The organism is Microcoleus sp. T3_B1 (assembly GCF_036700445.1).
Lineage (GTDB): Bacteria > Cyanobacteriota > Cyanobacteriia > Cyanobacteriales > Microcoleaceae > Microcoleus.
On record NZ_JAUBOX010000007.1, the window covers coordinates 138,410 to 163,203 of the forward strand.

At 45.8% G+C, this 24,794-nt stretch carries 15 protein-coding genes and 1 pseudogene; 5 read left to right on the top strand and 11 right to left on the bottom strand.

Features of this window, described 5'->3' with window-relative positions:
• Positions 1-842 precede the first annotated feature (842 nt).
• A complete protein-coding gene (locus tag QT990_RS06730; protein WP_333408894.1) occupies positions 843-2,855 on the top strand; it encodes a SpoIIE family protein phosphatase in 2,013 nt (670 codons plus the stop codon).
• Between the two features lie 537 nt (positions 2,856-3,392).
• On the opposite strand, the gene psb35 is transcribed toward QT990_RS06730, so the two are convergent.
• A complete protein-coding gene (gene psb35 / locus QT990_RS06735) occupies positions 3,393-3,605 on the bottom strand; it encodes a photosystem II assembly protein Psb35 (protein WP_333138098.1) in 213 nt (70 codons plus the stop codon).
• Between the two features lie 563 nt (positions 3,606-4,168).
• On the opposite strand from psb35, the gene QT990_RS06740 reads away from it, so the two are divergent.
• Positions 4,169-7,204 carry a glycerol-3-phosphate acyltransferase gene (locus QT990_RS06740; RefSeq protein WP_333408893.1) on the top strand — a complete coding sequence of 1,012 codons (3,036 nt, stop codon included), beginning with the start codon at positions 4,169-4,171 and terminating at the stop codon, positions 7,202-7,204.
• Between the two features lie 130 nt (positions 7,205-7,334).
• On the opposite strand, the gene QT990_RS06745 is transcribed toward QT990_RS06740, so the two are convergent.
• The 4 genes from QT990_RS06745 to QT990_RS06760 form a co-directional block, all read right to left on the bottom strand.
• A complete protein-coding gene (locus tag QT990_RS06745; protein ID WP_333465053.1) occupies positions 7,335-9,065 on the bottom strand; it encodes a chemotaxis protein CheB in 1,731 nt (576 codons plus the stop codon).
• A gap of 325 nt (positions 9,066-9,390) precedes the next feature.
• Entirely contained in the window at positions 9,391-10,611 is a 1,221-nt protein-coding gene (locus QT990_RS06750) for an ABC transporter permease (RefSeq protein WP_333146581.1), read from the bottom strand.
• A gap of 108 nt (positions 10,612-10,719) precedes the next feature.
• Positions 10,720-11,937 carry an ABC transporter permease gene (locus QT990_RS06755; RefSeq protein WP_333146571.1) on the bottom strand — a complete coding sequence of 406 codons (1,218 nt, stop codon included), beginning with the start codon at positions 11,935-11,937 and terminating at the stop codon, positions 10,720-10,722.
• A gap of 424 nt (positions 11,938-12,361) precedes the next feature.
• On the bottom strand, positions 12,362-14,230 hold the full coding sequence (locus QT990_RS06760) for an efflux RND transporter periplasmic adaptor subunit (protein ID WP_333465054.1): 1,869 nt from the start codon (positions 14,228-14,230) through the stop codon (positions 12,362-12,364).
• Between the two features lie 517 nt (positions 14,231-14,747).
• Between QT990_RS06760 and QT990_RS06765 the strand changes: the two genes are divergently transcribed.
• Entirely contained in the window at positions 14,748-15,158 is a 411-nt protein-coding gene (locus tag QT990_RS06765; RefSeq protein WP_333146567.1) for a hypothetical protein, read from the top strand.
• A gap of 11 nt (positions 15,159-15,169) precedes the next feature.
• On the opposite strand, the gene QT990_RS06770 is transcribed toward QT990_RS06765, so the two are convergent.
• The 3 genes from QT990_RS06770 to QT990_RS06780 all read right to left on the bottom strand — a co-directional run bounded on the left by QT990_RS06770 (position 15,170) and on the right by QT990_RS06780 (position 18,968).
• Positions 15,170-16,180, bottom strand: a complete 1,011-nt coding sequence (locus QT990_RS06770) for an ABC transporter permease (RefSeq protein WP_333146565.1) — start codon at positions 16,178-16,180, stop codon at positions 15,170-15,172.
• A gap of 236 nt (positions 16,181-16,416) precedes the next feature.
• Positions 16,417-18,075 carry an ABC transporter substrate-binding protein gene (locus QT990_RS06775; protein WP_333146563.1) on the bottom strand — a complete coding sequence of 553 codons (1,659 nt, stop codon included), beginning with the start codon at positions 18,073-18,075 and terminating at the stop codon, positions 16,417-16,419.
• 242 nt (positions 18,076-18,317) lie between these two features.
• Positions 18,318-18,968, bottom strand: a complete 651-nt coding sequence (locus QT990_RS06780) for a hypothetical protein (RefSeq protein WP_333146560.1) — start codon at positions 18,966-18,968, stop codon at positions 18,318-18,320.
• Between the two features lie 611 nt (positions 18,969-19,579).
• On the opposite strand from QT990_RS06780, the gene QT990_RS06785 reads away from it, so the two are divergent.
• Together QT990_RS06785 and QT990_RS06790 are read left to right on the top strand one after the other, a co-directional pair.
• On the top strand, positions 19,580-21,526 hold the full coding sequence (locus tag QT990_RS06785; RefSeq protein ID WP_333465055.1) for an NACHT domain-containing NTPase: 1,947 nt from the start codon (positions 19,580-19,582) through the stop codon (positions 21,524-21,526).
• Between the two features lie 202 nt (positions 21,527-21,728).
• Positions 21,729-22,035, top strand: a pseudogene (locus QT990_RS06790) (saccharopine dehydrogenase-like oxidoreductase); the annotation flags it as partial.
• 362 nt (positions 22,036-22,397) lie between these two features.
• Here the strand turns inward: QT990_RS06790 and QT990_RS06795 are convergent.
• From QT990_RS06795 to QT990_RS06805, 3 genes are all read right to left on the bottom strand, one after another.
• Positions 22,398-23,012: a hypothetical protein gene (locus tag QT990_RS06795; RefSeq protein WP_333056059.1), complete on the bottom strand. Its 615-nt coding sequence runs from the start codon at positions 23,010-23,012 to the stop codon at positions 22,398-22,400.
• Between the two features lie 678 nt (positions 23,013-23,690).
• On the bottom strand, positions 23,691-24,413 hold the full coding sequence (locus QT990_RS06800) for an IS200/IS605 family accessory protein TnpB-related protein (protein WP_333146556.1): 723 nt from the start codon (positions 24,411-24,413) through the stop codon (positions 23,691-23,693).
• Positions 24,406-24,794 (bottom strand): HNH endonuclease signature motif containing protein (locus tag QT990_RS06805; RefSeq protein ID WP_333146554.1); only part of this gene is annotated, 389 nt, incomplete at its 5' end. The genes QT990_RS06805 and QT990_RS06800, both read right to left, overlap by 8 nt.

Here is a 24,794-nt window from a genome sequence, read left to right on the forward strand (position 1 = left end):
AACTATTTTACCATAAATTAAACTGACAGGGTTGTTGATTTCGTGAGCGACTCCAGCGACTAACTGTGCTAAACTCGACATTTGTTCGGAGTGAATTAGCTGAAGATGCCCAGGAAAGTTCCGTTACAAAGCTTAAATTTTAAGATTATTTTACTGATCCAGGAAAAACCCTAAACAGTTTTAGGCGTAAAGAAACATTGTAATGATGGATAAAATACCAGATAGCTCTCACATGATTGGAAAGCTTTTTATAAAATGACCGAGTTTTTATTACAATAACGAGATATCCCTGCCATCAGGGTGTTATTGAATCTTTCTATATCACAAGTTTTGCCCGTATCTCTCCCGACAGATTGGTGTCGCTTGCGAGGGAAAACTTTTTCCTATGCGACCTAAAAAGTTGTATAGTACAGGGCATATTGTCTGTAAACGGCTGAGAGCGAATCTCAGAAATCTGGGTCGCAAGAAAACAGGGATGTCTACAGCTTCATATAAAGCCTGTTTAGGCTTCGTTTGGGCTTAAAACGCAGTTTTTGTCCCGCTAAGCCAGGGATGATATTACACTGCGGGTTTTGAAGCAACAGGTAGAAACTTCTAATAACGCCACGCAACAACTGGAAGCGATGCTAAAGGCGTAATTATTCTTAGTTAATCGCTATACCCGTGAAATCTTGGAAAAATACTTCTCGTAAATTCCAGCTTCGTACTGCCCTCGTCGTTCCCTTCGTTCTGCAAATCGTCGCGGCGGTGGGGTTGGTGGGTTATCTTTCCTTCGGCAATGGGCAAATTTTTCTGTAGCCAGCATTGACCCTTTGAATAGCCCACCCACTCATGGAAATCTTATGAAACTCCAAAGACAAATCCTCTTAACAACGATCGGGCTGGTTTCCCTTGCCCTTGTTCCCACCGTTGCTCTCCTGACCTGGACTTCCCGACACGCTCTCCTCGCACAGACTGAAGCACAAGGTAAGCAAGTCGCTCAATCCCTGGCTCGCAGTGCTCAGTTTGTTGAGAAAGTTCCCAAAGATGTGGAAAATACGATCGCAGATCATATGCTTGCCCAAGCCACGATCTCGGCTCACCTGGTTGCTATAGCTGAAGCAGCCAATCTCAGCCCCCAACAAATCAATCAACGGTTAAGTGCGATCGCCAAAAAATCCGTCGTGGAGGAGTTCTGGATTACGGATGAAACTGGACGGGCTTATTTGAAGAATGCTCCCTTCGCGTTCACGTTTAGTCCTGATCGGGCTAAACAACCCCAGGCGTCTATGTTTTGGCCCCTCCTAACAGGAGCAAAATCTACCGTTGTTCAGGATGCCCAGGTGAGAGAGTACGATAAGCAAATCTACAAATATGTGGCAGTAGCAGGGGTCGATCGTCCCCGGATTGTGCAGGTTGGGTATAACGCTTCGTTTATTGAGCGGTTGCGCCAACAAGTTGGAATCAATGGCTTGATCAAGCGATTGTTAACGAGTGGAGAAATCGGTGGCATCTGGGTGGTCGGTCTCAACGCCACCACCAATGCAACGGGTGTGGCAGACAATTCTGGATTGAGTCAAATACTGAGTCCAACAGATACCCAAAGGTTGGAGGACAGTATAGCTCAAAAACTGACCCAAAGTTATCAAGAAGATGGTTTTTTGAAAGTTGCCACGCCGTTAATTGACGAGACAGGACAGATAACAGGGGCAATCCTGGTTTCACTCTCCACAAAACCTGTGCAGGCAGCGCTTCAGAATCAACTGTTATGGTCGCTGACAGTTTCAGCCGTGGTGCTAATAATCAGTTCGATCGTTGCCCTGCTGTTATCGTGGCGACTAACTCAGCCTGTGCTGCAATTAAGCGAGGCTGCATCTTCGTTGTCTACTGGCAACTGGGATCAAACTGTTCATGTCCAGGGGACTGATGAAATGCACGATCTAGCAACTGCATTCAACAAAATGAGCGGACAATTAAAGGAGTCTTTTGCAACACTTGAAGATAAAGTTAAAGAACGCACCGCAGAACTAGGAACCGCTAACGAAGAAATCATTGCCCTCAACGAGAGACTCAAGGAAGACAATCTCCGCATGGGTGCGGAATTGGATATCGTGCGTCAGATGCAGCAAATGATTCTGCCGACTGCTGAGGAACTGAAAATTGAAGGACTCGATATTGCCGCATACATGGAGGCCGCCGATGAAGTCGGCGGCGACTACTATGATGTCTTAAACACCGATGGCGTTGTCACTCTGGGCATCGGCGATGTCACGGGGCATGGACTTGAAAGTGCCATCTTGATGCTGATGGCGCAAACCGCCGTTCGTACCCTCAAGGAGATACGTGAAGTAGACCCGGTTCGGTTCCTAGATGCGCTCAACCGCACCCTTTACAAAAACGTGCAGCGCATGAAATCTCACAAAAGCCTCACCCTAGGGATTTTAAATTACTCCCAAGGACTCGTCAGCATTAGCGGTCAGCATGAAGAAACAATTATTGTGCGAAACGGTGGACAGGTAGAACGTGTCGATACGATGGATTTAGGTTTTCCTATTGGCCTCCACGATGACATTGCTGAGTTCATCAGTCATATTTCAATTGAGCTACAGCTAGGAGATGGTATAGTGCTATATACCGATGGTATTCCCGAAGCAAAAGACATTAAGAAAAAACAATATGGCGTGGAGCCGATGTGTGAAGTCATCAGCAAAAACTGGCATTTATCGGCTGGGGAAATCAAGCAAGCGGTGATTGACGATGTGCGGCGACATATCGGCAATCAAAAAGTATTTGATGATATTACGCTGTTGGTTTTGAAGCGGACGGAATTAGGCGTAGAAACAGAGTCACAGCCTCAAGCAGCCGCATTCGTTTAGATCGATCGCCAATACCTCGAAACCATAAACTTATGACATCAAACGGGATAATTGTCGTCGGGGCGATCGCGTTACAGTCAATTGATTTTAGATTTTAGATTTTAGAATTGAAGCATTGACCCCACGGATAAATTCGGGGGGCAAGTTTCATCGGATACTGTTTTTTGTTCCTCCACAAATTAATCTCTAGGCTTGTATCTTGGATGCTTTCGGTCAAATTTACGAAAAAGTGGTGAGATATCTCAAACGCCGCCCCCCGAAAGAGGCAGAATCTCAAGAGAACTCCAAAGCTGTAGTCAACTTCTAAATTTCTATGATTAAATCTATCTAATGATATCTTGCATCAATGTAAAGAAAGCGATCGATCGCGGGATGAGCGCTCCCTTTATTGACATTAGTGCTTTCGGTCAATTAAAACTATTCACTCAAAGCCTTTCTAAATAGCGTAAGGCGCGCCAAGGCGCACCCTACCGGAGCGATCTGCAAGGGTAATTCCTATTCCTCTCAAAGCTTTTTCCGAGCTAAAACAGCTTTATTCTATTTTTTCTTTGAATCAGAAACCTCAGCAATCAAATCGTCTTTATCAACTTTCGGTACAAAATCAGGGCGTTCTTTGGCTTCCCAACCCGGTGGGCGCTTGGAGTTGTACCAGGCGATCGAGCCGATCGTAGCTGCAGCAATAAAGCCAGCAACAAGAACTAATATTGGAGTGCTCAAGCTGACACTTGATTCCGGCACGGGCTGCTGCATCAGCAGCTCAATCATTACTAGCTTGATGGGTGCAACAACAACTGCTATGGGAGTGGTCAAGCTGATATCTATCATCAAAATTCCTCGGGTCTGAAACCCCGTCCTTACAGGACGGCTTTACATTTAATTTGAATCCCCTTGCGGGTAGGGGGGTATGGTTGCCCCCCGTGAGGATATGGTTGTCATCAATCTCCCATTTCTGGGGTAAAGTTAGCTTTGCCAATGTTTTCTGAGCTTGCGCGGGCTAGCAGCACTGTTCCTGTTACCTGAGAACTGTTTAACTACTAGCGACAGAGCAGGGAACTAGCTTCGCATTCGCCCGGTGTCGTGACTCAAAAAACGTAGTCAGTTAAGACGCAAGGCGGGTCAAGATGGCTTGTTAGATTTCTCTTTCAAGCCTCATGCCGTCAGGGCTGAGGTTCTTGACTAGGCTAAATCCTTATCTACTCTACTTTTACATTATCTTAAGTGCTAATGCCGTGTGGTTGATATATCGGAAGACAGAAAAATTGACAGAATTGCGGTCATAATGGTTAGAGGTTGAAAATAGGAGAGCAGATTTTATGCCGTTGGGGACAATAGCATTGCTGTTGGCTGCGAGTTTCAGCCTGGGTGCTTTACCGCTAACGGGATGGGCGGTGCGAGTCTTTACCGGCCGAGATTTGAGGGCGCTGGGCACGGGGAATGTTGGGGTGTCGGCAGCTTTCATTCACGGGGGGAAATTAGCGGGAATTGCTGCGGTGTTGGCGGAAATTGCCAGGGGTATTCTGCCGGTTTTGGCGGGGCGATTTTGCTTCCCGGATGCACCTGCGATCGCGATCGCCCTGTTAATTCCTCTAGTTGCAGGCAGATATGCGATCGCCCGAGGTGGAGGCGTAACCAACGCTGTCTGGGGTCTTTTGGTATTTTCGCCGCCGGTGGCGGTATCATCGGGCATTTGGGGGCTGCTGGTGTGGGGTTTGGCACAGCGGTGGTGGGGTAAGGGCGATCGGGCGAGACTCTTTGCTTCCCGTTGCGGGTGTCTGTGTACCCCAATCTGGGTTTGGGTGTGGCGTCAATCAATGCCCGAATTTTTAGCAGCAGCAGGATTAGCCTTTTTACTCTTCACAATTAGTCTTCGTCAGGGTGATGATATGGCTTTATCTAAATCAGACCAATTGTTTTCTCTTGATGACTCGTTAGATTCTGCAATCTGTGGCGATAAAGCAGCTAAATTGTCTCAACTGAAACGAGCCGGGTTTAATGTACCTTCTGGTTGGATATTATCCCAAGAAGCGGGCATCGGGCATCGGGCATCGGGCATCGGGCATCGAGGAAATAGTGATGAATTGTCAATTTCCCATGCTTCCATTCAAAATCTAAAATCCAAAATCCAAAATCGAATGATTGTGCGTTCTTCTGCTGCCGGAGAAGATGGCGATACGAGTTCTGCAGCCGGACAATATCAAACTATTGGCCCTGTTTTCACGGAAGCAGAATTACTCGATGCAATTAATCGCTGCCGCCAGTCTTATTGGACTTCCGAAGCTGTGGCTTACCGCCGACAGCGACAATTGCCAGACACCCAAATGGCTGTATTAATTCAGCCTTATATTGACAGCGAATTTGCGGGAGTCATGTTCAGTCGCAATCCTTTAGATGGCGGTTCCCAGATTATTATTGAAGCTTTACCGGGAGGGGCTGAATCTGTTGTCGGCGGACAATCTACTCCGGTTCATTTAGAAATTGATTTTAGTCAACCTGAATCCTTAGAAAAAAAATTAACTGAACTTCAAACTAATTCAATTATTGCTCAATCGATTTTAGCAGAATTGGTGAAACAAGCCCAAGCGATTGAAGCATTCTTTCACGGAATCCCGCAGGATATTGAGTGGAGTTGGGACGGGGAAAAAGTTTGGATTTTGCAAAGCCGCCCAATTACTAATTTACAGCCTTTTTGGACGCGCACTATTGCAGCAGAAGTAATTCCTGGTGCAATTCGCCCCCTAACTTGGTCGATTAATCGGCCGCTAACTTGCGGGGTTTGGGGAGAGATTTTTAAGGTGGTTTTGGGCGATCGCGCCAGTGGCTTAAACTTTAATGAAACGGCAACTTTGCTGGGTTCTCACGCCTATTTTAATGCGACTTTGTTGGGCGAAATTTTTCGGATGATGGGATTGCCGGAGCAGGGTTTGGAATTTTTGCTGAGAGGGCAAAAAATGGGCAAGCCGCCTTTGGGGAAGATTTTGCAGAATTTGCCTGGTTTGTGGCGTCTGGTGCAGCGGGAGAGGGCGCTGAATGCAGAATTTAAGGGCGATCGTACTTCTATTTTCCTCCCGGCACTGCAAAGTTTGGAGAAGGAAGGCACGACACGGGTTTTGACACGGATACACGGATTAATTATTGAGGATGAGTCAAAAGGAATTTTAATGCCCAATGCCCAATTCCCAATGCCCAATTCCCAATGCCCAATTCCCAATGCCCAATGCCCAATGCCCAATTATCAATATTTAACGGAATTGTTGGAGAGAGCGGAGCAAATTCAGGAGTGGCTGAAACCGATTACTTACTACAATATATTAGGGCCGATCGGGCTGGCTATTCGCAAGGCAATTTTTCGAGTTAATGATGACTGGCTGGCTAATGACAGCGCTCCTGAAATTGCTTCGGTGCGAGCTTTACAGCAGTTGGCTCAGAAATTGCGGCACGCTGCTGTTTCGCAGCCTGACGAAACTGTTTCAGTCGCACATTTAGGACAGACATTTGCGGAAACTCCGGCTTTACAAGCAGATTTTGAAAAGTGGCTTGATATTTACGGATATTTGAGCGAGGTGGGAACTGATATCGCTGTTCCTACTTGGCGAGAACAACCGGAAGTTTATCAAAAGTTGCTAATAAATATGGCTCAAAAAGCCGAAACTAATTTAGTTGAGAAAGGTGAAATAGGATTGAGTTTTTCGCAGAAGTGGCGATTAGATAAATGTCAAGAAAGAGCGCTTGTCAAAAACGAAATTAGCGAAATTTACGCGCGGTTGTTGGCTCACCTGCGCTGGACTTTTTTGGAGATTGAAGCTTGCGGCTTGGCAATGCAGGTGTTTGAGGAAAGCGGGGATATTTTTTATCTGGAATTTGGGGAAATTCAGCAGTGGATTCGTAGCGGTGCAAGTGTTTCGTTTAAGGATACAATTAGCCAAAGGCGCGATCGCCTGGTAGCCGATCGTGATCGCCAGATTCCCCCCGTAGTCTACGGCAATTTGCTGCCAAATTCTCAGACAAGGGCGATCGACTCCGCAACATCAGAAACTAATATCATCCAGGGAATTCCAGCAAGTATTGGTCGTGTCGAAGGCTTTGTCAAGATTTGCCGCACCGCGAGCACAGATTTAGGAGAAAATGCGATCGCAGTAGTCCCATACACCGATGCAGGTTGGGCACCGCTGCTATTAGGAGCAACAGCAATTATCGCCGAAGTTGGTGGCCAACTATCTCACGGAGCAATTATCGCTCGCGAGTACAAAATTCCCGCAGTTATGAATATTTCTGAAGCTACAACTCGCTTGCGAGACGGTCAAAAAGTCCGAGTAGACGGGTATCTCGGCACTGTAGAATTGCTGGAATAATTAGGAACAGGCAAGATGCCTGTTCCACAAAGAGTTGATTTCTTGTGGAACAGGCATCTTGCCTGTTCCTAAAAAGATTATTGAAAATGGTGCAACATCTCAGCAATCTCGTAAACCCGTCCCAACTTTCCTAGGCTGTTAAGAAATTCTGGAGAACATAATTCCCCAGCTTTCTACCCGCACTCAAACCATCTACGTTAGCACTCATGAAATGGATGCCTCCGTAAATGCGACTCATGCCCGATTCATCGGCCGCTTCGCTGAAGTTTTGGTAGGTTCGCAAAGTGTTGACACTCCTGTCTCCCCGATCGGCAAAGCCGTAATCCGAACCAAAGACAGAACTCATAACAGGATCTGCGGCACCGCTAAAGGTACTGTGGCCCGACGTGTACTCAGGGAACGGCGGAGTAGTTAGCAGCGGAGTCCACAGGGGGTCGGCTGTGGTGTCGGTATTGTTGTCTGTCTCAGCTTGGCGGATAGCTGTCACCGGCCGCCATAAATTGTACTGGTACTTGGCATCCCAGCAACTAATAGCTGCATCGGCGAGAGCAATATTCAACAGGGCAAACAACTGGGCGCTATCTTCCAGGGATGTGGCGGTGAGAGTTGCTGTTTCTTCGGCGATTTGGTTCCAGTGACCCGGAGGCGTAAACGTCCCAGCGCCGTTGGCCCAGAATTTGGCGATCGCTGTTTGGTCTGGGGTGCGCGTAAGACTGTCACTTTTGCCGATTTCTTTGACGTAGTTAAGTTCCTCTGCGTACTTGGCGCTGTCGAGGGCGGGCGGGCCGGGCGGGCGGAACTGAGAACCGCTAGTCATGGCAAAGGGAGTAACTTGGGCCCACTGTGGCGCCAGCGCGGCGGCAAGGGCGGGGGGAGTCGGCACCCAACCGCCAAGGTTGGTTGAAGGGCCGTACTCCACTACTTTCGTGATGCCGTCTGTACTCCGCAAACTGATAATTTGGTCGGCAACTTGCTGTCCGAGGGCAATCCCGTCTTGTTTGGCTTTGCCATCGGTAATTTTAGCTAAAGACGATGCGTATGCTTCGTTGAATGTGGCTGCTTGCGCTGGGTAGAGGTTGACTAAGACGCCGTAGGCGGCCGCTGCGGTGGCTGCTTCTGCTGATGTACCTGCGGGTGGGTCTATTTCCACGAGGTAAGGGGTGTATTTTTTGCCGATCGAGTTAACAGCATCGTAAATGGCTGCGTGAACCATTGCCATGTTGCGGGAGGCGAGGGGAGGCGCGGTGCTGGCTGTCCGCACTGCATTCAGCAGGACTCCGTTCCACTCAATGACAGGGTTTCCCGATAGCTGATTTGTGAATTGGTCGCGGTTGATTGTGTTGCTGTTGACTCCTTGCAATACTGCTAAATACTCGCCCGTAATTTTGTCTTGAATTACTGTGCTGTTGCTGTTGACTCCGGTGCCTTGCTGGATGTTTAAATCTTCAAAGCTGAGGCCGTCTAGCAATCGAATTTTGTCATTGCCGTTGCCGAAGTCGGCGATGTAGTCGGCTGTGGCTAAAGTTGGGCCGCCGCTGCCTTTAGCAATGGCAAATATATCATCGCCTGTGCCGCCGCTCATGGTATCGCTACCTGCGCCCGCGTAGATGAGATCGTTGCCGGAATCGCCACCAATTAGGTCGCTGCCTTTGCCTCCCCAGAGGATGTCGTCGTCTGCACCGCCAACAATCGTATCGTTGCCTTGGTCGCCGCAGATTTTGTCTTTGCCGACATCGCCTCCGAGATAGTCGTCTCCGCTGTTGGCATAAATGATGTCGTTGCCATCCAAGGCGTTAAATGTGTCTGCTTGCGTAGTTCCTTCGAGATAGTCAAAGTTAGAACTAGGGGTCAGGGATGCCATGTTGATTTATTGGATATTTTGATTAAAGCGCATAGATTCCTACTGTCAGTAGATGCTTGAGTCTGTTTACCCCAGCTTTAATATTATTAAACTTTGTGGTTCGCAAGCAAACGCCACAACAAAGCTTTATTAAATCTTTAACGTTGAATGGGTTTTTGATGAACTTTTGCGCTGTAAATGTACGTCAAGATACTATTTAAAAAAGTTCCTCAAACAGTGCCACTTTGTTAAATCTTTACAAAAAAACAGTTTTTTTAAATTTTTATATAACCCCTATTCCATATCATAAATGAGCGGATTGTGTAACGGACTAAGTAGATATTTATTAAGCACTCCTCAAAGCTGCGATCGGGTCTAGTTTGGCGGCTTGGCGGGCGGGGACAACGCCGAAGAAGAGGCCTACTGCACCGGATACACTGACAGCCAGGGCGATCGCCACGGGTGATATTCCAGCTTGCAGGGGCGTGAAATTACCTACAAGCAAGATACCGCCGACACCGACGCAAGTACCGACTATCCCTCCGGCGGCGGATAAAATTACAGCTTCAACAATAAATTGAAACAAGATATCTTGTTGAGATGCGCCGATCGCCTTTCTGAGCCCGATTTCCTGAGTGCGTTCGCTAACGGACACAAGCATAATGTTCATAATCCCAATGCCACCGACTAATAGGGAAATGCTGGCAACAGCAGTTAACATCAGAGTCAAAGCGCCGGAAATTGCCCCCATTCTTGCCATTAAATCTTTTTGATTTCTGACAGTAAAATCATCTTCGGTAGTAATTTTATGCCGCAATCTCAGCAGGTTTTCCACCTGAAATTGCGCCGCATCCATTTGCGATTCATCTTTAATCGAAATAAATATCGACGTGACAGCCAAACCGTAGGGAGATTTGCGCCCAACTATGCGATTGGCCATTGTGGTGATCGGCACAGTGGCGGAATTATCAAAATTCGTACCAAAAGATGTGCCTTTGGGCGCCAATACTCCAATTACTTTGAGGCTGACATTTTTGATCCGCACTTGTTCGCCCAAGGGATTTGTATTGCCAAAAAGTTTCTCGGCCAATTCTGAACCGAGCACCACAACTTGGTTACTTTGCTTAACATCAAGTTCGGTCAAAAACCGCCCTTTTGCCATTTCAAAGCTTCTAACTTCTAGAAACTCTGGAATTGTGCCAAAAATTAGAGATGAGACATTTTTGTTGCTGTAGCGAACTATTTCAGAACTGTTAAGTTCTGCTGAGACGCCTTGAACGGATGGGACTTGAGTTGCGATCGCCTTTGCGTCTGGCAATACGAGAGTTTGAGGCGCACTTGAGATGGTACTTCGCCTAGCGTTGGGAACTCCCGGCCTAACTATCAATACATTTGTACCCAGAGATTGAACTTGTCCTGCTACAAATTTTTGAGCTCCTTCTCCCACTCCAATCATGGCAATTACTGAGGCATTGCCGACAATCATGCCAATCATTGTTAAACTGCTGCGAATTTTGTTGGCTAGTAGCGTTTGACCGGCCATTTTGACGCTTTCAATAAAATTCATAATTTGGGAATTGGGAATGGGGAATTGGGCATCGGGCATCGGGAATTGGTAATTGAAACCAACAAATAACCAATGACTAATGACTAATGACTAATGACTATTGACTTCTTAAGCACTTCTCAATGCGACGATCGGGTCGAGTTTAGCAGCTTGTTTTGCGGGCACAATGCCGAAAAACAAGCCGATACTGCCCGAAACACCGACTGCAAGTGCGATCGCCACTGGGGAAACGCTAGCTTGCAAGGGAGTAAAAGCAGCTACTAAAAGCACGCCGCCGATACCGAATCCAGTGCCGATCGCCCCGCCTGCCGCCGACAAAATCACAGACTCTATCATAAACTGAATCAGGATATCTTGCTGAGAAGCTCCGATCGCCTTTCTCAATCCAATCTCCTTCGTGCGTTCAGTAACCGAAACCAGCATGATATTCATAATCCCGATGCCGCCGACAAACAGCGAAATTGCCGCCACGAAAGCCAACATCAACGTCAAAGCACCAGTAATACTGCCCAAAGTATTCATTAAATCTTTCTGGTTGCGAACAGTAAAATCATCTTCTTTAGTAATTTTGTGCCGCAACCTGAGCAAATTTTCTATTTGAAATTGGGCCGCTTGCATCATACTTTCATCTTTGATAGCAACCGAAATAAATGTTACTTTTGTACCGTAGGGAGACGAGCGACCAACAATTCTGTTAGCCATTGTTGTCAGCGGCAAATAAACATTCATATCTTGATTGTCGCCAAAACTTGAGCCTTTCGCCTGCATGACACCAATCACTTGAAAAGTCGAGTTTTTGATGCGAATGTATTGACCAATTGGCTGTGTATTGCCAAACAATTGTTCTGCTGCTTCCGATCCTAAAGCCACCACATTTTCTTGTCTTTCTAAATCTAATTTGTTTAAAAATCGACCTTGGGCAACATCAAAGCTTCTGACTGTCAGAAACTCTGGGGTAGTTCCGACAATGGAAGATGAGACATTTTTGTTGCGGTAGGTAACGAGTTGACTGTCATTGAGAGTTGGTGCGACTTCTTCGACAGAAGGAACTTGAGATGCGATCGCCTCTGCATCTTCCACGACTAAAGTCTGGGGCGGAATCACCGGGCGGCTTTGTGCTTCAGGACTTCCGGGAATAATAAATAGCAAGTTTGAACCCAGAGAGTTAACTTGTCCCTCGATAAATGTTTGAGCTCCTTCCCCAATACCGATCATAGAAATTACCGAAGCATTGCCGATGATAATTCCTAACATCGTCAAGGTGCTGCGAAGCTTGTTTGCCATCAAAGTTGTGACAGCCATTTTGACGCTTTCAACAATATCCATAATTCGATTTTAGATTTTAGATTTTAGATTTTAGATTGGGGATTATTGGATTTGAGATTGGGGATTGGGATTGGGGATTATTCGATTGGGGATTGGGGATTGGGGATTGGGAATTATTGGATTTTCGATTGGGGATTGGGGATTGGGGATTTGGGATTGGGATTATTGGTGTCAAATTAATATTTAAACCTATAATCAATCTCGCTTGTAGTCTAGTTTAGAGCCCCCTAAATCCCCCTTAATAAGGGGAGTAGGGGTTGACTTTGAATACTGTTGTCCCCCCTTCTTAAGAGGGACTTTGACTGCTCTTGTCCCCCCCTTCTTAAGGGGGGTTAGGGGGGATCTCCGGGGAAAGAAAACACCCTAGAGCGATCGAGATAAATAATGCCCCATGCCCCATGCCCCATGCCCCATGCCCCATGCCCTATTTCTGATTCTTGATAATATCCTCCAGCTTTTTACCTTGAGGAAGTTCGGTAAAAACGCGATCGCCCACTTTTGCACCCTCTAAAATCTGAATCTTGTTGCCAATAGTCGATCCAACCGTAACAGGCTTAAACTTCGGCTGTTGTTTCTCATCAGGAACCAGCACACCCGTTTGACCTTTATTAGTGACAATTGCCACCGTCGGCACAACTAAAGCATTGCTCAACTTTTCACCAACAAATCTCAAATCTACATTCATCCCCGATTGCAAGAAATCCTTGCCCGTATCAATGGCAACTCGCACTTGGAATAGCGTCACGTCCCGTTCCTTAACAGCTTCCGGCGCAATTAACTTAACGCGGCCTTTAAACACTTTATCTGGATAAGCATCAGCGACTATTTCAACTACTTGACCCGGTTTAATTTGACTGATATCAGCCTCCGGGACTTTCGCCAAAACCTCCACATCTCTAGCTAAAGCGACAATCGATGTCGAAGTTGCCGAAGTCGCTTCCGATGCCGAAGTTGCGGGAGTTACAAAAGCTCCTTGGATGGCGTATCTTTGGGTAATAATTCCAGCAAAAGGAGCGCGAACTTTCGTATCTTCTAACTGCACTTCTTGAAAGCGAACTTGAGCTTGAGCTTCCGCTAATTCAGCTTGAGCTTGAGCTATTTCTTCCGGGCGAGAACCGTTTTCTTGTGCCGCCAATTGGCTTTTTGCTTCAGCAACTGCTGCTTCGGCTTGGGCGATTTCTTCTGGACGGTTGCCGTTTTCTACTTGCGCTAATTTGCTTCTAGCTTCGGCAACTTCTGCTTCGGCTTGGGCAATTTCTTCCGATCGCGTGCCGTTTTGCAATTGGTTCAATGCTTGCTGCTCGACTTGCACAGCAGCTTGCAGTTGCTTAATTTGGGACTCCCGACTTTCTTGTAGTTGTTGCAGGCGTCTTTGAGATTCTATTAATTTAGCTTGGGCAGTACGATTTTCTTTAATTAATTCATCAAGTTTATCTTTAGCAAGAGCACCTTCTTCAACTAACGGCCGATTGCGTTCCACCCGTTGAGCAGTTAGTTCCGCTTGGGCTTTACTCGAGTCAATTTGCGTTTGTGCTTGGGCAATTTCTTGTTTGACACTGCCGGTTTGAGCATCTGCTAAACGAGCTTGAGCTTGGGCTAAACGAGCTCGCGCTTGGCTGACTTCTTCAACGCGACTGCCGGCTCGCAGTCGCTGCAAGCCTGCTTGAGTTTGCTGCAAGCGGGCTCTGGCTCCTGCAACTTCTTCAACGCGGCTACCGGCTTGGGCTTGCGCGAGACTGGCCTCGGCTTGCTCTAAGCGCGCTCGGGCGCTGGCGATGTCTTCCGATCGATTCCCGGCTTCGATTTTGGCGAGTTTTGCTCGCACGCTAGCTTCGCGGGCTTTAGCTTGAGCGAGTTGAGCTTCTACATCGCGGCTTTCCATGCGGGCCACGATTTGTCCTGCTTCGACTTTATCGCCTTGTTCGACAAATAATTCTGCTATGCGCCCGGAACCTTTCGGGCTGAGATTCACGCGCTGTACGGGCTGCACCGTGCCACTGGACGTGATCCGCACCGTGAGGTTTTGCGCTTCCACCGGCACTGTCATAGTGGCGATCGCATCTACTTTCGGCTGCGATCGACTTTTTGCTATATATATTGTGGTCGGTACAGCTAGCAACCCGGCTGCAACCAACCCAATCGCCCACCGCTGCGGTTTGCGCGCGGGTTTCTTCGGAGACTGCTTTTGGGCGGTTTTTTTATCTGCAATTTTGGTCTCTGCGGCCTTGGTGTCTACAATCTGAGTATCTTCCACCTTGACCTGAGCAGTTTCCTTTTTAGGGCTAACGATCATACCGACTCACCTAATTTAATCTCAGGATTACCTTTAAAGGTAAAATTTTTGCTGATGCTTGGCATCGTCTTTCAGACTCATCCGATCGGGTGATTTATAAAAAGTTCCCCAACCCGCACCTGTAAACAATTATAGCTAATCTTTGCAATTTATTAAAAAATGTTAAGTTTTTTCAGCCAAAAGAGGTGGATCTAAACAAAATCGCTCCCGGCTGCTGGCAAATAAAAATATATTTTAATAAATAATATCATTTTTGGGAGATCGGGGCGTGATCCTCAGCAGCAACAAAGGCCGATCGGGCAGCGGGCGATCGACTAAACTCGGTCATTGCGGACTCGCGAACCCATCGCTGCGGGATCTGCCAGTGCGAATCTCGCAACGACACAGTATGGACACACTTATTCTCATAAACCCGGTTTCACGGGTAGCGGTGTGTAAACCCTGAATACATATTCGCCCTGTGCCCACAACAGGTTAAAATATTTTTCAAATCCGTTAAAAATGGAAAATCAAAACAATGAATCGCCCTCAAAGTGTTACAGTTTTGGCAATCTTGCAGCTAATTAGCGGCATTTTCAGTCTGCTTGACGGCTTGTTCATCTTACTTTTTGCCGGGATTTTTGGCGGCATCGGTGCGGCTGTCGGCGGGGCAAAAGTTGGCACTGTAATCGGCGGCTTCATTGCAATTTTTGCTGGAATTAGTTTTATTTTAGGCCTCCTCTCTTTACTCTTAACTTGGGGTTTGTTTCAACTCAAAAAATGGGCTTGGACGGGAACGTTAATTGTCCACATCATCGCTACCCTCGCGCAAATTGCCAAAATGTTGGGCAGCGGCGGTACAGCAGTCAATTTTTTAACTCTGGGTTTTGCAGTGGCTAGCATTTACTACCTGCAGCGGCCGGATGTTAAACAAGCATTTCGTGTCTGATTTCCTTTTCATTAACGGTACTGAATTCTCGGATCTAAAAAAGCATAGGAAATATCAACCGCCAGATTAATCAGTACAAAAGTTACAGCCACAAAGATTACTCCTCCTTGGACAATTGGGTAATCCCGCGTCAGAATACCGGTGTAAATCCAAGAACCAATTCCCGGCCACGAGAAAATCGTTTCAGTCAGAATAGCGCCGCCTAAAAGAGTGCCGAACTGCAAACCGATAGTTGTGACGATCGGCAAAAACGCATTTTTCAAAGCGTGTTTCAAAATTACCCAATATTCCGGCAATCCCTTCGCCCTCGCAGTGCGGATGTAATCTTGAGAAAGCACTTCCAGCATCGCAGAACGAGTGATGCGAGCTATAATAGCCAGAGGAATAGTTCCTAAAGTCAAAGCTGGCAGGATTAAATGGGCGATCGCATCCCGCAAAGCCGCCAAATCCCACCTCAGCAACGCATCCAAAACATAAACACCCGTAATCGACTTAAAACCAAACCCCAAATCTACACTAATTCGCCCGCTAGGAGGCAGCCATTTCAGATAAACAGCAAACAAATAAATCAACATCAATCCCAACCAATACACCGGCAAAGATACGCCAATTAACGAACCGCTCATCGCTAGATTGTCCAGCCAGCTATTTTTCCGAACAGCAGCCAAAATCCCCGCCGGAATTCCGATAACAAGTGCCACCAACATCGCCACCACAGACAGTTCAAAAGTAGCAGGCCAGCGACTTGTAATTTCATCAATTATGGGGATACCGCTAATAATGCTATTTCCCAAATCCAAGCGTAGCAAACTCCATAAAAAAGCCAAATATTGCAAAGGCAAAGGCTGATTTAAACCTAATCTCGCTCTCAAAATTTCCACCTGTTCGGGAGTTCCCCGTTCTCCCAAAAGCACTGTAGCTGGGTCTCCTGGTATCAAATGCAAAAATATAAATACTAGCAGAGTGATTCCGAAAAGGACGGGCAATAGTCCCAGCAAACGTTTTACAATATAATTAATCATGTTTTTAATATAGATTCTAGCGTCTCGGATTTTGCGGCTTTTTCACATATTATTATATGATTGGTAGGGGGTTTTTTATGAGCAATATTTGGCATGACTAAAAATATAGATAAACCCGCCCTTTTTTAGGGAACCACGAAGTGAAGAGGGCGGGTTTTTGAGATTGTCGGTATTAGGGCTATATTGTTGGTAAAACCCGCCCCTACACAATTAGATACAAGGAAAACCCGCCGCTTTCAAGACTTACTAACATCCTCAAAAGACTCAGACCCCAAAGGACTCGGAATCCAACCTTGAATATTCTTGCGTTTCCCTAAAAGCGGCTGCGAATGTACGATCGGCAAACGCACAGCTTCCCCATGCAAAATCTCGCTAACTTCCGCATAAATTTTCGCCCTAGCTGCTTTATCGCCACTCGCCCTCCCCTGATCCAAAAGTTCCAGAACTTTCGGATTTTTCCAATTTCCCAAATCCCCCGTGGAACCAGGCCCGAAGTGAGGATAATAAAAATTGTCTGGATCGCCATAATCTCCAGTCCAACCCATCATAAAAGATTGAAATCCGGGAGGTTTTAGCCGATCGGCTAAATAAGCAGACCAATCCTTTGTCAGCAATTTTACCCGAATCCCGATCGCGCTCAAATCCGCCGCAAATGCCTCAGCGATCGGCTTCGGCGTGGGAAAATAGGGACGGCCCACGGGCATATACCACAAATCCAAATCAAAACCGTTCGGATAACCGGCTTTCGCGAGCATTGCTTTAGCTTGCTGCGGGTTAAATTCATAATCTTTAACTCGATCGGACGCCGCCCAATTCAGCGCAGGCGGGATAAATTGCGAATCATGTTTTCCGAGTTCTCCCCAGAAAGCTTGGACTATGGCTGGCTTGTTAATGGTTTGGGCGATCGCCCGCCTGACTTCCGGTTTTGACAAAGGTTCGTAAGTCGGATTTAGCCCTAAATAACCGACATTAAAAGAAGGTCGCACAACAGCTTCTAAATTAGGATCTCCCTGAACTTCTTTCAGTTGATCCGGCGTTAAATCCACAGTAAAATCAAGTTGTCCTGCTCGCAACTGAGCCAGTCTCGCTGCCGGATCGTCAACAAAACGAATTACCAATTGATTGACTTTTGGCGTGCCAGTTTTCCAATAATTCGGATTTTTCTCCAAAACAATGCGATCGCCCGATCGCCATTCCTGAAACACAAAAGGCCCCGTCCCCACCGCCAGAGACCCCGGAGTGCCGTACTTAGCACCCGCTTTTTTCACCGCCGCCGGACTCGCCATCCCGAAATAACCCGACCCAATCGCCGACGGAAAAGCAGCAAAAGGTCGATTCAAAACAAATTTAATTGTAGACTTATCAACAACCGCCACATCTTTTACTAAAGAATCTTTTTCTCCCTTAAACCCGCCAAATAAATTTTTCCAAATCGGATAAGTCTTGCCCGCTTCTCGAAAACCGTTAGGATTTTTCGCATCCCACCAGCGCTCCACATTAAACTTAACAGCTTCCGCATCAAAATCCGTACCGTCGTGAAACTTTACCCCAGAACGCAACTTAAAAGTCCAAGTTTTACCATCTTTAGAACTTGACCATTCAGTAGCGAGACTCGGCTCAAGTTCCACAGTTCCCGGTTTGAAATCAGTCAAGCGATTGTAAATTTGGTCGATAACAATCACCGAATTGCCATCAGTAATATTTCCCGGTTCCAGATTTATCGGCGGCCCACCCGCACCGTAAACTAAAGCCCCAGCCGGAACCGCAGCAGGAGTTGTCGGAGTTGGAGAATTATTGCTAACCGTGTTTGAGGGCGTGCCGCAATTTGATAAAATTACAGCCATCCCAAAAACTATACTTAATAAAACTAAACGCCAGGGTTTTAACAATCTCATTTCAATAGCTCCCGTTTAATAGTAAATTGTACTCATGTAATAATAAAATGGTAATTCTCCCCGGCTCTTCCCTCTGCGAACTCTGCGCTCTCTGCGGTTAATTTAATAAATTCTATCAGGACTTACGCAACTGTCACAAGCGCTAGCGGCTAAGCACACCATCCGCCCAAAAACAAGACCCTAAACATAGTTAGGGATAGAACAGGCCAACTCCAGTTCTATCCTAACTATTTCTGAACCTATCAAGCAGCTTTTTCTCCAAAAAACTTTAGCCGTTTCAACCACTTCTGCCAGTATTCCAGCAATAGTTCGCGTTCCAACACAAATATTTCCGCATCTTCATCGGGAAGAGCCACAACAATCAAAGCATTAACAATTTTAGAACCAAACAGACTCTCACCATAGCATCGATTAATTGCCCCACCATAAGCAACTAACTGTAAAGGCTTGTCGTAGAGTTTTTCTACTCGCAGTTTAGGTTCTTCAGCAGTCGTCCACTCAATAGTGCATGGAACACCTTGATAACGGGCAACTAAATCAACTTTCCCAGCGTATCCTTCCACATAATTTGGCACAACTGTCTCCACCAACTGGACATCGCTAAGTTTCTCCAGTACAGGCTGAACGCTATAACAATAGGGCTGAATTAGGCTGGAAGCGGGAGATAACCCTTGCAAATAATCCTTAACCCACTGATGCAATAGTTCTCCCCGGCGACGGCTGCTTACAGCAATGCGATTTGCTTCTGTGTTTCCTACTTTCTTGCGCCAATTACAAAGAGCAGCTACAGACTCAAGCGGCTGTGTAGCCTTAAGTATCGTGGTAACTGCTGGTAGCAGAATGCCATTTTTGCCTTTGTAGTCAAACCGTCCATTAGCCCTGGTTCTTTTCATGATAAGAATCTCCCAAAAATTACTAAATTCAATTTCGCAATTTAGCTTTGGAGATATCTCTCACGTTGAGGCTGACTTAGACTGACTTAGGCTGACATATCTAGAATCTTCAGTTTCAGCCTGCTATTGAATAGCATTTTGGCTCCACAATAAGTAATATAAGAGCAGCCCTAACTGTGATTTAAGGCTAGATAGAAGATACTGAATTCGTTGTCAGGTAATAGAGAGGCTAGTCCATGTCAATGCCGCGTGACTTTTTAATTGAGATGGCTCGTAAGTATGCGCTTTCGCCAGAGCAAGAGGATGCTTTTGTACTCTGGTTTAGCAGTAACAAGACAGAGTTGGAGATAGCAACAGAACTCCATATCAGCAGCAGTGCGCTTACCACTCGCATGAGCCACGTTTACAAAAAGTTCAGTATCAACGGTAAAGGCCCAGGTAAATATGGTCGCTTGCTCAATTTTCTGACTGCTGAATATCGTAAATGCAAGGCTTCGGACTCTCCAACTTCTAATCTGTCAGAGGATGAGTTAAATGACTTGGTGCAAGAGGTGCGCCAGAATTGCCACGAGATGATTCAAGACCAGTGCGGTACAATGCGATCGCTCACGATGTCGCAACCCATTGACGTAAGTGACCTTTACACCAACGTCAATATTCTGGAAAAAATTACCAGTCATCGGCGGCGCGAAATTGATGAACTGTTGCAAGACTGTAACCCGGAAAACTTCTATCGCTTCGGGCTTGGCAGAGTAACTGATAAACGAATACTAGGACTAGAAGCGGTTGACAAATACTCAAAATTGATTGTGCTGGGTAAGCCAGGGTCAGGAAAAACCACATTTTTAAAATATTTAGCAATCCAGTGCGATCGAGGTAAATTTCAAGCTCATCGCCTTCCTATTTTTCTCACGCTCAAGCAGTTTGCAGAAACTGAAGGAAAACCTAGCTTACTGGAATACATCACCCAGATGTTTTCTGATTGTGATGTTTCTGCTGACCAAATAGCTGTCCTTTTCAAGCACGGTAAGGCACTGGTTTTACTCGATGGTTTAGATGAAGTAAAAGTTGAGCATAACAGCCATGTCATCAAGCAAGTTCTTTATTTATCTGACAAATTTCGCACCAATAACTTTGTAATGACTTGTCGGATTGCAGCAAAAGATTATACTTTTGAGAAGTTTACAGAGGTGGAAGTCGCAGATTTTGATGACAAACAGATAGCCACCTTTGCCCGAAAATGGTTTCAAGCTAAGGAACCCGCGAAAGCAGAGGAATTTATTCAACAGCTTAGGGAAAACAACCGGATTCGAGAACTGGCAACAAATCCGTTACTGCTAACGCTGTTATGTTTGGTGTTTGAAGAATCAGCCAAATTTCCCGGCTTACGTTCCGAACTTTATGAAGAAGGAGTAGATATTCTGCTGAGAAGATGGGATGAAACGCGAAAGATTGAGCGAGAGCAGGTTTATAAAAATCTCTCATTGCAGCACAAGAAAGATTTACTCAGTCAAATTGCTCTAACGACATTTCAGCAGGGAGACTATTTCTTTAAACAGAAACAACTAGAGCAGTATATTTCTGATTACATCCGCAATCTGCCCGATGCTCAAAACGACCCGGAGGCGTTGCAGGTAGATAGTGAAGCGGTGCTAAAATCAATTGAGGCGCAACATGGGTTATTGGTGGAACGGGCGCATAAAATCTATTCTTATTCTCACTTGACTTTTCAAGAGTATTTTATAGCCAGAAAAATTGCGATCAGTTGTAATTCATACATACCAAAGCAACAGGCTTGGCCAATTCTGATTAATAACATTACTGATAAACCCTGGCGGGAAGTGTTTTTTTTAGTGGTTGAAATGTTAGCAAGTGCAGACTGTCTGTTGTTTTATATGAAGCAGGCAATTGATGTACTTTTAGGGCATGATGAAAAGCTACAACATTTTTTGTATTGGATAAATCAAAAATCTTGCTTAATTCAACTTCCGTTTAAAAGAGCAGCAATCCGAGCGTTCTACTTCGATCTAGCTGTGGCTCCGGCCTCCACTCATTCGCCCGATCTTGATTGCTCTCTAAACCTTGCCTTTAAGGTTGATTCTAATTTAATAGGTTTCCACGAAAATTTTAACAACTCTCCTGTTGATTTGCATATCGATTTCTGTCTGTATGCCACTCTCGCTCATGCCATTAACGACTGTATCGATCCTGATTTTGTTACCCCTGACGGTGAGTTTGATTTTAATCTGTGGCAATCATTACAACAACTTGAAGCGGAACTGCCTGATTGGAAAGATAGTCTTTCATTTGATAAGTGGCAAGCCGAAAATGGTCAACTTTGGACGAAAAAATTCAGAAGTTTGATTATAAAGTATCGCAATATTGGTCATAACTGGCAGTTTAACGACTCACAAAAGCAACTATTACAGCAGTATTACGATGCCAATAAGCTGCTGATAGACTGTCTAAATAGCGCTTGTAATGTATCTCCTGAAGTGCGCGAAGAGATAGAAGAAACATTGTTATTGCCAAAAGATGAAATTAAAAAGTATAAGTAAAAGCACCGACTCTCGTCCGTGTGTTGAGAATATCTTCCAGATCGGTCAATTAAGTTAACCAAGACCAGCCAATGCAACTAATCTGCTTGAAGCCGATCGCAATTAAAACCAAACAGAATCTAAATATATTCTTCACTTGTCCCCTATTGACAGATCATAAAAAATTGTCCGCTCTCAAGAAAGCCCCGTGAATGACGTACCAAAAGCCCAAGCGATGACTGATCCAGAAGTGGAAGCACTGTTAGATAGCACCGGCGGTTTATTGAAGCTAGAAAATATGGAACACGCCGATGATATCATGTTGGAATTCGCGGGAATTTCCGATCGCGATCGAGTCACACTCGGCGGCGTCGTCCATACCCACAATTCCAAAAAACCCCTGAACACCAACGTCCAAATTACCGATCGCACATTCATTCGAGGGCTAAATCTCAACCCACACCTTTACATTAGGCGTCGCAACCAGCATGAAAGCCAACGTTTGCAACCCAGCTAGAGGGGTCATTCGATTTGAGATTTGAGATTTGAGATTTGAGATTTACTCCATGAATCTGGGAGCTTGAAGTTTCGTCTAAAATTTTTATTTCTCCACGACATCGGGGGCTTGTATCCGTTTTTGGGCGGGTCACAAATGACAAAGCTATCGATTAATTCGATTGTTGGAAATGCAATCTACCTGTGGAGCATAAACATTCCTTTCCCCACCCAAAATATTTTTGAATATCTGCATATAACAACCCGATTCGGGATTCCAAAACATCAATATTTCTCTCTTTTCTCTTTCTCTGCGCCCTCTGCGCCCTCTGCGGTTTGTTAAAAAAAATCTACTTTACTTCAAGCAATACGATGGCTATAGGCGATCGCACCCACCCTACAAATCAAAACTCTCTTCACCAATACTTCCCAGTTCCCCGCTACCCAGAAACTCTTCCTCCTCTACTTCCTCACTCCCAGACTCGAAACTTTCCACTACAAACGGCAAACCAGCCGCCATCAAACCCCGTTGAACCAGTTCCGGCGTTTCCTCAAACAAAACAAATAGCGGATGAACAGCCTCAGCTTCATCGCTGTAAATATGTCTGTAGCGGTGTGGCATCACCCATTCGTAACCTTTATCGAGCCAAACCTGAGACTGCCGCCAGCGGCCGAGCAACTCAGAAAACTCTTCGCCCGGACGATGAATGAAAATCAAAATTTCCACTCCAATTTTAACTTTCCATTCAGGATCGCACATCAAAATCGCCAAATCGCAGGGCAAACAAACTGCCTGTCCGGGCGATATGCTAGTGCCGCTGCTTCCCGCATAAGAAACCCCGTCCCGCAAGCGCGCAATTGGCAAAGGAATTGTGATTAAACTCTCATGGGCGCGGCGGATACTCGGAATCATTTCCATGTAAACCCGATATTTTTTCAGCAGGGCGATCGCCGCCGAAGATTCGCTGTACTCTGCTAGTAAAGTCTCGTAATGTGATTGTTTAACAGACATATTCAAACCAAAGAATAAGTAATTACTAATTTGCTCATTGCTAATCGATCGCTTCTAGTTACTAGGAAGACCCCATTGGTGACAACTTAAGCTCAAGTTCCCCCCTTCGGAGAACTTGAGCTTGCCTCCAGGCCTTGCTGTGTAACGCGAACAGCGATTGAAGCATTTATGGCTATGGGCTACAAATGTCGGGAGAATGCTTACAGCCTTTTTATTTACAAGGTTTGAGCCATGTGCAGTCTCAAGATTAAGCCCGATACGATGCCTCTCTGTTATTTTATGCCGCTCGCCTGAACTTCATCAGAGCCAAAAAGCTAATCTGGTCTCTAAGGTGTGACTCTGGGAGCAAAATGGGAAAACGACGTACTATAAATCCAGATCATATTCGCCATCGGAATGTACCAGTTCGCCTCAACTGAAGTGATAGCAGCCAGGCAAAAATTGCTCTCTCCCCTAGTCTATTCAAGAATCGAGCGTGTCTTCAGAGCTGAGTGTGTCAATACCCCAAGCTCAAGAGCGCGATGCGGCAACCTTATAACTCATAAGATTGATCATAAGTCAACATAAAACCTAAATCTTTACAAAAATCGACTAATTTTAAAGACTTACTAAAGCACTGAGGGGTTGTACCGCTTGTGAAAACCTAGGCAAACCTAGGTAAACTCTGCGGTATAAGCTTTAAACGTTCTTTCTTAGCGCTTGCGCTTCCTCGGTATCGAGGTTGACCAAGAAACTCCAGTTAGAAACGGTATAATAATTACAACGACGTAATATTACACCGGAACGTTTGATTTTTTTATTCAGTTGGTTCCACTCGCTCCAAACGTGCTTTTCCGGGTTCACCTCGGAATAGGCGGTTAAGGAGCGAGGTATTCTTTCACTTAATTTCATGGCTCTGCGAGCAATGACCAGAGAGGCAGATTCGTCGCTAGCTAGACCATACATTTTTAGATATTTTACCAAACCGATAATACTTGAATAAGCCGGATTGACTACAATTAGCTCAATTCCGCGATTCGATAAAATAGAATTGAGTTGTTTGTAGAACTCGCTGTATGCCCAGCCTGACAGCATCCGGGCATACTTTTTACCCTTCTCTCCTAAAGATTCTTTTTTTGCTGAGAAATCAAGTTCTTCGCAAACTACAGGACATTCAAATTCCACAGCCTTTGCTGCTAATTGCAGGCAAGCATTAACGATCTGAGCCTGTTGCTTGCCATTCGGTAAGCCCATCTGCAATGGAATCTGCCCTTTGGCTTGGAGATTCCCTTCAGTATCAACATACGCCCACCCAATAGAATTAAACTCAGCCAGGCTGTCACCAACCCCGCTGGTCTTCAAAACCGTGCGTGAAAGTTTCCCTTCACACGGCTCCTCAATGATTTGGTGCTTGTCACGCATACCTCATTACCCATTTATCCGCGACTTTTTCAAGTTTTCTGGTGGGCTTAGGCTCGGCACTATTACAGCCGGATTTTGTACCAAGACTGCCATCATTGGCTGTCTTTGTGTCGTGGCAATGTCTGTGTAGTAGTTGCAAATTGTCGTAGATATCCTTACCACCTTGCGATTTAGGGATTTTATGATCAACTTCTAACACATCGTTTTCACGGAAAAACAAATCGCAGTGGGTGCATTTCCCTTTTTGCTTTTTTAAGAGTGTTGCCACTTTTTTGGGCATTTCCGGGTTTTTTCCCATTCTTGTACTCCAATAGTCGGGTAGGGCAGGGACATTGCTGTCCCCTTCCCCCCTAAGAACCGTGCTTGCAAGTTTCCCTGCAC

Coding starts and splice junctions, on each gene's coding strand:
- QT990_RS06745 (WP_333465053.1), bottom strand. CDS start 9,065: ATGGCATCCCTGACCCCTAGTTCTAACTTTGACTATCTCGAAGGAACT.
- psb35 (WP_333138098.1), bottom strand. CDS start 3,605: ATGCAGCAGCCCGTGCCGGAATCAAGTGTCAGCTTGAGCACTCCAATA.
- QT990_RS06785 (WP_333465055.1), top strand. CDS start 19,580: ATGTCGCAACCCATTGACGTAAGTGACCTTTACACCAACGTCAATATT.
- QT990_RS06780 (WP_333146560.1), bottom strand. CDS start 18,968: ATGAAAAGAACCAGGGCTAATGGACGGTTTGACTACAAAGGCAAAAAT.
- QT990_RS06800 (WP_333146556.1), bottom strand. CDS start 24,413: ATGCGTGACAAGCACCAAATCATTGAGGAGCCGTGTGAAGGGAAACTT.
- QT990_RS06755 (WP_333146571.1), bottom strand. CDS start 11,937: ATGGATATTGTTGAAAGCGTCAAAATGGCTGTCACAACTTTGATGGCA.
- QT990_RS06765 (WP_333146567.1), top strand. CDS start 14,748: ATGAATCGCCCTCAAAGTGTTACAGTTTTGGCAATCTTGCAGCTAATT.
- QT990_RS06795 (WP_333056059.1), bottom strand. CDS start 23,012: ATGTCTGTTAAACAATCACATTACGAGACTTTACTAGCAGAGTACAGC.
- QT990_RS06750 (WP_333146581.1), bottom strand. CDS start 10,611: ATGAATTTTATTGAAAGCGTCAAAATGGCCGGTCAAACGCTACTAGCC.
- QT990_RS06740 (WP_333408893.1), top strand. CDS start 4,169: ATGCCGTTGGGGACAATAGCATTGCTGTTGGCTGCGAGTTTCAGCCTG.
- QT990_RS06770 (WP_333146565.1), bottom strand. CDS start 16,180: ATGATTAATTATATTGTAAAACGTTTGCTGGGACTATTGCCCGTCCTT.
- QT990_RS06730 (WP_333408894.1), top strand. CDS start 843: ATGAAACTCCAAAGACAAATCCTCTTAACAACGATCGGGCTGGTTTCC.
- QT990_RS06775 (WP_333146563.1), bottom strand. CDS start 18,075: ATGAGATTGTTAAAACCCTGGCGTTTAGTTTTATTAAGTATAGTTTTT.
- QT990_RS06760 (WP_333465054.1), bottom strand. CDS start 14,230: ATGATCGTTAGCCCTAAAAAGGAAACTGCTCAGGTCAAGGTGGAAGAT.